General features: G+C 67.8%; 6 protein-coding genes, 1 tRNA gene and 1 pseudogene. 3 read left to right on the plus strand and 5 right to left on the minus strand.

Going from position 1 to position 8,439, the window contains the following annotated elements; genetic code table 11:
* Together I71_RS39255 and I71_RS30450 are read left to right on the plus strand one after the other, a co-directional pair.
* Positions 1-224 (plus strand): annotated as a pseudogene (locus I71_RS39255) (hypothetical protein); the annotation flags it as partial.
* Positions 215-1,267 (plus strand): tyrosine-type recombinase/integrase, encoded by a 1,053-nt coding sequence (locus tag I71_RS30450; RefSeq protein ID WP_211098461.1) that lies wholly within the window; start codon positions 215-217, stop codon positions 1,265-1,267. The pseudogene I71_RS39255 and the gene I71_RS30450, both read left to right, overlap by 10 nt.
* 136 nt (positions 1,268-1,403) lie before the next feature.
* On the opposite strand, the gene I71_RS30455 is transcribed toward I71_RS30450, so the two are convergent.
* A tRNA-Thr gene (locus tag I71_RS30455) sits at positions 1,404-1,478 on the minus strand.
* A 212-nt stretch (positions 1,479-1,690) separates the two neighbouring features.
* On the opposite strand from I71_RS30455, the gene I71_RS30460 reads away from it, so the two are divergent.
* On the plus strand, positions 1,691-3,649 hold the full coding sequence (locus I71_RS30460; protein WP_148294412.1) for a hypothetical protein: 1,959 nt from the start codon (positions 1,691-1,693) through the stop codon (positions 3,647-3,649).
* Positions 3,650-3,702: 53 nt separating this feature from the next.
* On the opposite strand, the gene recQ is transcribed toward I71_RS30460, so the two are convergent.
* The 4 genes from recQ to argJ form a co-directional block, all read right to left on the minus strand.
* Entirely contained in the window at positions 3,703-5,631 is a 1,929-nt protein-coding gene (gene recQ / locus I71_RS30465) for a DNA helicase RecQ (RefSeq protein WP_042703204.1), read from the minus strand.
* Positions 5,632-6,049: 418 nt separating this feature from the next.
* On the minus strand, positions 6,050-6,493 hold the full coding sequence (gene mutT / locus I71_RS30470; protein ID WP_042703206.1) for an 8-oxo-dGTP diphosphatase MutT: 444 nt from the start codon (positions 6,491-6,493) through the stop codon (positions 6,050-6,052).
* A complete protein-coding gene (locus I71_RS30475; protein WP_159107456.1) occupies positions 6,490-7,071 on the minus strand; it encodes a GNAT family N-acetyltransferase in 582 nt (193 codons plus the stop codon). The genes mutT and I71_RS30475 overlap by 4 nt, the downstream gene beginning before the upstream one ends.
* Positions 7,072-7,078: 7 nt before the next feature.
* Complete coding sequence (argJ, locus tag I71_RS30480; protein WP_042703210.1) at positions 7,079-8,317, minus strand: bifunctional glutamate N-acetyltransferase/amino-acid acetyltransferase ArgJ; 1,239 nt, start codon at positions 8,315-8,317, stop codon at positions 7,079-7,081.
* Positions 8,318-8,439: the final 122 nt, after the last annotated feature.

Consider the following 8,439-nt stretch of genomic DNA (forward strand, 5'->3'; position numbering starts at 1 on the left):
AGGCGGCGCGCTATGTCGGCGTGTCGCCCGGCCAGTTCGCCAAGGAAGTCGAGGAAGGCCGCTGGCCAGAGCCTGAACGCCGCGGCGGTGCAGGCCGGCGCACTGCCCGCCTGCTGTGGGACCGGCTGCTGTTGGACAGACGGCAGGACGAACGCAGCGGGCTTGTGCAACACTCATCCACGACAGGCACGGCGGGCGCTGACGAATGGGCAAGGTGGAGTTGACGGTCCTGCGCATGAAGCGGGTGGCTGGGCGCTGGTATTGGCGCACCACCCCGGCCGTCAAGGCGCTGGGCTTCAGCGACGAAGCGCTGGGCGATGACACGGACAAGGCGATTGCCCGCGCCCGCGAGTTAAACGCAGAGGTCGAGGCCGAGCGGGTCCGCCGCACCGGCCTCCAGCCCGCGATCCTGCCGAACAGCGTGGCCGACCTCATCGCGAAGTATCAGGCCTCCCCGCAGTACGCCAAGCTCGCGCCGAAGACCAAGCACGAATACCGGCTCCTGCTGAACCGGATCGAAAAGGTGGCCGGCAACAAGCTGGTGGCCAGCATCACCAGGGCGTGGCTGGTGACGGGCTATGAGGCGGTGCAGAAGAAATCCGGCCTCGCCACCGCCAACGCGGTGATGCGGGTCTGGCGGATCGTGCTGGGCCATGCCTGCGACCGCGGCATGATCGACGTGTCGCCGGCAGATGGAATGCGGCTGATCGGCACGCAGGCCCGGACGCAGCTATGGACACCGGATCAGGTCGAGACCTTCTGCGCCGCCGCCATCGAGGCCGGCCGGGAGTCACTGGCGCTCGCGGTTCGGTTGGCGCTCGACATCGGCCAGCGGCAGGGCGACATCCTGGCGCTGAAATGGTCGGACTATGACGGCGCGGCGTTCAGCCTGGTGCAGGGCAAGACCAAGCATGCCCTGCGCGTGCCGGTGACGCCGGCCATGCAGGTGCTGCTGGGGAAGGTGAAGCGCGACGCCGTGCAGGTGATCGTCAGCGAGGCGACAGGCCGGCCATACCAGAAATTCCACTTCGGCCATGAGTTCGCCCGGATCCGTGCGCTCGCCCAACTGCCGCCGGAGCTTCAATTCCGCGATCTGCGCCGCACCGCCGCCACCGAGCTGGGCGCAGCCGGCGCCACCGATGACGAGATCCGCGCGGTGACGGGGCACCGGTCCCGTGGCGTGGTCGCCGTCTATGTCCGGCCCGATGATCGCATGGCGGCAGCCGCACAGCGGAAGCGCCATAAGGGAAGAAAAGCGCAACCCTGAGCAGAACATCCCAGAACGCCGCTGGAACGACGAAAACGGGCAAGTGGGAAATTGCAGATTTTGCAGGTGGGAAAACGCGGCATCCGCCGCAAATGAAAAGACCCCGAAAGCTATTTGCTTTCAGGGCCTTAGAAACTGGTGCCGCAACAGGGATTTGAACCCCGGACCTACTGATTACGAATCAGTTGCTCTACCCCTGAGCTACTGCGGCGTCGTTGTGGCGCGGAACATAGCGATGTGCTTCGCAGGATGCAAGCGGTGAATTTCGGAAAAATCGACGGTCCATGACTCGGGTCCGGAGCCCTCGCGACCGGCCGGCCGCGATGAAAACAGCGCTTGATGTTACCGGTTGTACCACCGCATAGATGCGCGCATCCATCGGGATGCGATCGGCTCCGGAGCAAGCGGACGGGTAGCGGTTTCATGCATTTAGCGATCATCGTTGTGGTGGCAGTCCTCAGCGTCGGGTTGAGGATGGCCGTTCCGGTTCAGGCCATCGCCAGCACCTATGACGACCTGCTGTTCATCCGGCTCGCAGACTTCCTCTGCCGCGGCGAGTGGCTTGGCCCATACGACAATCTGACCCTTGCCAAAGGCGCCGGCTATCCCGCCTTCATCTGTGCCTCGTCCTGGCTCGGTCTGCCTCTTCGGCTGTCGGAACATCTCCTGTATCTGCTGGCCTGCGGCGTGTCGTCGCTTGCGGTCGGAACCCTGTCCGGCCGCAAGTGGCTGTCCACCGCCACCTTCATGGCCCTGGCCCTCCTGCCCATTTTCTGGGGAGCCGACCTTTCCCGCGTCATCCGTGAAAACATCTACATCCCGATCTCCCTTCTGGTCCTCTCCTGTGCGGCACTGGCCTATGCGGTGGACGGCCCTGCCGACCATCCCAGGTTTCACCGCCCGCTGTCCCACCGCATCCTCGCCTTGCTGGGTCTCGGCGTCTCCGCGGCAGCCTATTGGCTGACCAGGGAAGAGACTCCCTGGCTGTATCCGGCGGTCGGCCTGCTGCTGCTCCACTGGGGCGTCCTGCGGTGCCGCGCCATCCGGAGAACCGGCACGCTGCTGTCGCGCGATGGTTCGGTTCGGCTGATGCTTCCCCTTTTGATTCCCACCGCCGTCGCCGGAGGGATCATCCTCACCATCTGCACGCTCAACCACAGCCATTACGGCGTCTTCCGCGACAATGATTTCCGCCAAGGCCCGTTCGTCGACGCCTATGGCGCCATCAGCCGGATCACCTATCGGACTCCCTGGAAGCGCTATCTCGCCTTTCCTCCCGACGCCCGGCAGGCGGCCTATTCGGTCAGCCCCGCGGCCGCCCAACTGCAACCCTTCCTGGAGGGACCGAAGGGAGCGGCCTACATGGCACCGGGCTTCGGATCCTACGACACCACGGGATTCATGTGGGTCCTGCGGGACGCGGTGGCGGATCTCGGTCTCTATCGCGATGCCGGCACGGCGGATGCCTTTTACCGCCGCCTCGCCGGGGAGATCGATGCCGCCTGCGACCGGGGCGCCATCGCATGCCTGCCGGCCCGCTCCACCTTCATGCCGCCGGTGCAACCCAACCAGCTGACGGATGCCCTGGTCTCCGCCTATGACTTCTTCTGGAAGGCGTCGGGTTTCCGGTCGGGTCCCGTCGGCGCCCGGCCCAGCATCGGCACCGAGGAGACGGTTCGCCATTTCGCCGGTGTGACGCACAGCCTGCCAACGCCGCTGGAAAGCGGATCGGCAGCTGCGGATCTCCGCAGCGTCAGCGGCTGGGCCTACAGCCCCCACGGCCCCCTGAGCATCGGGGCCGACCAGGCGCCGACGGCCCTCAGGATCGAGCTGGGGTCCGGCGACGACGTGCTGGCGGCTTTCGGGACGGCCGGAGCCTCGGCGCTGCGGTTCCGGGCGACCGGCGACAGCGCCGCCGCCCTTTCCATCCGTCAGGATGGCACGACCGTCCGCCTGCCGCTCTCGGCCCCACCGGGTCCCTTCGCCGGAACGGCCGGAGACCTCGTCATCACCATCGACCAGTCGGCAGCCGTCCCGCCGCCCGCCGAGACGATCGGCGGCAGCCCCGCCAATGTCGCCATCACCGGCCTTTACCGTGCCGCCGGCCCCTGGCTGGTGTCGATCTCGCTGATCTGGCTGGGCCTCTTCACCCTCTGGTCGGTCCTGCGCCAGCGCCGGATCGACGGCTTCCTGATCTTCTGGCTGGCGGTGGCGGCAGCCTTCACCACCCGGATCATGCTGGTGTCGTTCCTGAATGCCGTCGCCCTGCGCAGCGACTACCACTACCTCTATGTGTCTCCGGCGGTGCCGTTCGGCATCCTGGTCGTCGCCTGCGCGGTGGGCAGCCTCTGGCGACTGCGTCCCCCCCAGATCGGCCGCTGATCGCAGGCGGCCTCCCGACGACAGCAGGGGCAGACAGCAGGGGATGCCCACCCTCACCCGTGCTGCCGGATCACCTCCAGGAAGGCGTCGGCATAGCGTTCCAGCTTGCGGCCGCCGACTCCCGGCAGGTGGGCGAAGCTGGCGTGATCGCGGGGACGCTGGGCCACCATCTCCAGCAGCGTGCTGTCGTGGAAGATCACATAGGGCGGCACGCTCTGCGCCTTCGCCAGCGCCGTCCGGCAGTCCTTCAGCGCATGCCACAGCGCGTCGTCGGCCGCCGACAGCGCCCCGCGGGCACCGGAACGCGACCCGCCCTCCCCGCTCGCCCCGCCGCCGACCGATCCGCCGCGCGCGGTGTGGCGGCGCAGCGCGTCATGGACACCGCGGCGGCGTTCCAGCACCGGGTCCTTGCGCAGCTTCACCACCCGTTGGCCCTTGATGACGGCCACCCCGGCATCGGTCAGGCGGAAGCCGCCATATCCTTCCAGATCGACGGTCAGCAGACCGGTCGCCACCAGCTGGCGGTAGACCGACTGCCATTCGACCTTGGTCAGATCCTTGCCGACGCCGAAGGTCTTCAGTTGATCATGGTTCTGCTGCACCACCTTTTCGGTGGCGTTGCCGACCAGCACGTCGATCAGGTGGCCGGCGCCATAGCGCTGGCCGGTGCGATAGACCGCGGACAGCGCCTTCTGCGCGGCGATGGTGCCGTCCCAGGTCTCGACCGGGTCCAGGCAGGTGTCGCAGTTGCCGCAGGGTTCCGGCAGCGTCTCGTTGAAATAGTTCAGCAGCACCTGACGGCGGCAGTCCGATGTTTCGCAGAAGCCGAGCAGGGCCTCCAGCTTGCCGCGCTCCACCCGGCGGTGGCTGTCGCCGGCCTCCGACTGCTCCAGCATCTGGCGCAGCATCACCACATCGGCCATGCCGTAGGCCATCCAGGCGTTGGCGGGCAACCCGTCGCGGCCGGCGCGCCCGGTCTCCTGGTAATAGGCCTCCAGGCTCTTGGGCGGGTCGAGGTGGCAGACGAAGCGGACGTTCGGCTTGTCGATGCCCATGCCGAAGGCGACGGTGGCGACCATCACCAGACCCTCGCTCTTGATGAAGCGGTCCTGGTTGGCCTCGCGCGTCTCGGCCGGCAGCCCGGCATGATAGGGCAGAGCCTCGCGACCCTGTTGGTTCAGCCAGGCCGCGACCTCCTCCACCTTGTTGCGCGACATGCAATAGACGATGCCGGCGTCTTCCGGATGGTTGTCGCGCAGGAAGGCCAGCATCTGCTGGCGCTCGCTCTTCTTCGGCACCACGCGGTAGGTGATGTTGGGCCGGTCGAAGCTGGACAGGAAGACGCGGGCCTCAGACAGCCCCAGCTTGTCCTTGATCTCGGCGCGGGTCTGCACGTCGGCGGTGGCGGTCAGCGCGATGCGCGGCACCATCGGGTGGCGTTCGTGCAGGATCGACAGCTGCAGATATTCGGGGCGGAAGTCATGCCCCCATTGCGACACGCAATGCGCCTCGTCCAGCGCGAACAGCGCCAGCCGGGTGCGGTCGAGCAGATCGAGGAAACGCGGCGTCACCAGCCGTTCGGGGGCGACATAGACAAGGTCGATCTCGCCCTGCACCATCGCCCGCTCCACCTCCCGCGCCTCGGCCGGGCCGAGGGAGGAGTTGAGGAAGGCGGCGCGCACGCCCAGTTCCCGCAGCGCCGTCACCTGATCGCGCATCAGGGCGATCAGCGGCGAGACCACCACCGTGACGCCGTCGCGCACCAGCGCCGGGATCTGGTAGCACAGCGACTTGCCGCCGCCGGTCGGCATCAGCACCAGCGCGTCGCCGCCGCGCACCACATGGTCGATGATGTCGGCCTGCTGGCCACGGAAGGAGTCGTAGCCGAACACCGTCCGCAGCGCGTCGAGCGCCGTGGCCGGCTGTTGACCGGAGGCATCGTCCGATGCCCCCCGGTTGCTGTAGGAAAACAACGAATCCACGCCGATGCGGTTCAGGAAAGTGGGGCCGGAGATCCGGCTTGTCGTCTCAACGACTCAATCATGTGGCACAGATCGCTCGCGGGGCAAAGCCGCAAAGGGACGCGCCCGGGAACAAAGGTCGGACGCGCACCGGCGCCACCACACATTGGTGTGAAAATATGACGCCCGCTCATCGTCCGCGTGTAAACTGAAAACGGCGGATGGGTGGTCCATCCGCCGTTTCAGAAGGAGGAAGGTGGCATGAAGAAGATGCCGTTCTTCCTGGTGCTCCAGTGCCACCCCAAAATATAAAAAGAGATGGCGGATCGAGATCCGCCTGATCCGTCGCTAACACCGGGAGCGTGCCGGCGGGTGCGGTGACACCCGCCGGCCACCTCCATACACCATAGTCCCGTTTGGACTATTTTTCAACGCAGGGTCACAGCAGGTCCCGCAGCATCGCCACCAGCGGCACGTCGGCCGGCGGCATCGGGTAATCGCCCATCCGGTTCGGATAGACCCAGGCGAGTTTCTGCCCCTCCCGCGCCATCACGTCGCCTTCCCACACCCGGCAGACATAGAGCGGCATCAGCAGATGGAAACGCTCATAGCTGTGGGACGCGAAGGTGAAGGGGGCGAGGCAGCTGGCCGCCGTGTCGATGCCCAACTCCTCCTTCAGCTCGCGCACCAGCGCGGCCTCGGGAGTCTCCCCGGCATCGACCTTGCCGCCGGGGAATTCCCACAGGCCGGCCAACGACTTGCCGGGCGGGCGCTGCGCCAGCAGCACGCGCCCGTCGGCATCGACGAGCGCCACCGCGACGACCAGCAGCACCGGCAGCGAACCGGGCGCGGGGGTGGAGCTGGGATCGAAACAGGCGGTCATGCGGAACCCTCTCGGCGGGCCGGCCATTCGGCGGCGGTGATTTCGAAATACGGCGCCAGAACGCTTCGCCCACGGGCGGCGAAGTCATACCGGCGCTCGCCCCGCTGCCGAAAGCCGGCCTTGAGCAGCAAGGACCGGGACGGCAGGTTATCGGGATCCGCGGCGGCCCAGATCCGCGACAGGCCGAGCCGGTTGAAACCGACATCCAGCATCGCAGTCACCATCTCCAACCCATAGCCGGCGCGGTGGTAGGGGGTGCCGACCCAATAGCCGATCTCGGCACTGCCAGGCCGGTCGCGGTCCAGGTGCAACCCGGTGGCGCCGAGCGGGGCGCCGTCTTCGGTCCGCACCGCCAGAAAGGCGAGAGCAGCGTGAGCGGCACGGTCGCGCGCCGCCAGTTCCACCCACTCGTGGCCATCGGCAGCCGTGTAGGGATGCGGGACCCGGGCGAGCCAGCGCGCGACCTGCCAGTCGCCGATCAGCGGCACGAAATCCGCCACATCCTCGTGCCGGAAGGCGCGGAGCAGCAGCCGTGGCGCCGCCACGCTGTCGGGCCAGGGCTCCGCTCCGCCGCCCACCAAACCGTCAGCTCCGATAGCTGCCGTTGATGTCGATGTAGCCGTGCGTCAGGTCGCAGGTCCACACCTTCGCCGTCCCCTTGCCCAGGCCGAGGTCGATGTCGATGTCGACCTCCTTGCCCTTCATGTGGGCGGTGACCGGCGTCTCGTCGTAACCGGGAACCTCCATCCCTTCGGCGCAGATCAGGGTGCCGCCGACGGTGATCCTGATCAGGTCGCGGTCGGCGCGCTCGCCGGCGCGTCCGATGGCGGCGACGATGCGGCCCCAGTTGGCGTCCTCGCCGGCGATGGCGGTCTTGACCAGCGGCGAGTTCGCCACCGTCATGCCGATCCGCTTGGCGGCGGCGTCGCTGTCGGCGCCGCGCACGGTGATGGCGATGAACTTGGTCGCGCCTTCGCCGTCGCGCACCACCTGCAAGGCCAGATCGAGCAGCAGATCCTCCAGCGCGGCGCGGAACTCCGCCAGCTCGGCGGCATCGGCGCTCGACACCGGGGCGTTGCCGGCCTTGCCGGTGGCGAACAGCAGGAGCGTGTCGCTGGTCGAGGTGTCGCCGTCGACGGTGACGGCGTTGAAGGTGCGCTCGGTGAATTCCGACAGCATGTCCTGCAGCGCGGTCGAAGCGATGGCGGCGTCGGTGAAGACGAAGCCCAGCATCGTCGCCATGTCCGGCGCGATCATGCCGGAGCCCTTGGCGAAGCCGGCGATGGTCACCGTCGTCCCGCCGATCCTGGCGGTGCGCACCGAGCCCTTCGGAAAGGTGTCGGTGGTCATGATGGCACGGGCGGCCTTCTCCCACGCCGCCGAATCGGCGGCAAGGCTCGGGGCCATCGGCGCCAGGCATTTGCCGATGGCGTCGGCGGCCAGCGGGATGCCGATCACGCCGGTCGACGCGATATAGACCTCGTCCGGCGCGCAGCCGGCCAACTCGGCGGCGGCGCTGACCGTCGCCTGGACGGTGGCGTCGCCCGCCTTGCCGGTGAAGGCGTTGGCGTTGCCGGCATTCACCACCACGGCGCGGGCCGACCCCTTGGGCAGGCTGTCGCGGCACCAGATCACCGGGGCAGAGCAGGTCAGCGACCGGGTCAGCACGCCCGCCACGCTGGTGCCGGGATCCAGCACGGCCAGCAGCAGATCGTCGCGGCCCTTGTATCGGATGCCGCTGTTCGCCGTGGCGATGCGCACGCCGGCGATGGGCGGCAACGTCGGGAAGCTGGCGGGAGCCAAGGGGGAGAGGGTCGTGGCCATGGAGGAAATTCCCGTGGTGGGGGAGTGGTGGTGGCGTAAAGGGGGGAGAAGATGCGGACGGCCCCCCTTCCCCTTTGCAGAGGAAAGAGGCGGCCGTCCGCCCGTCTCTTACTTCTTCGCCG

Origin of the sequence: Azospirillum sp. B506, from assembly GCF_000333595.1 — a bacterium.
Classification (GTDB): Bacteria; Pseudomonadota; Alphaproteobacteria; order Azospirillales; family Azospirillaceae; genus Azospirillum.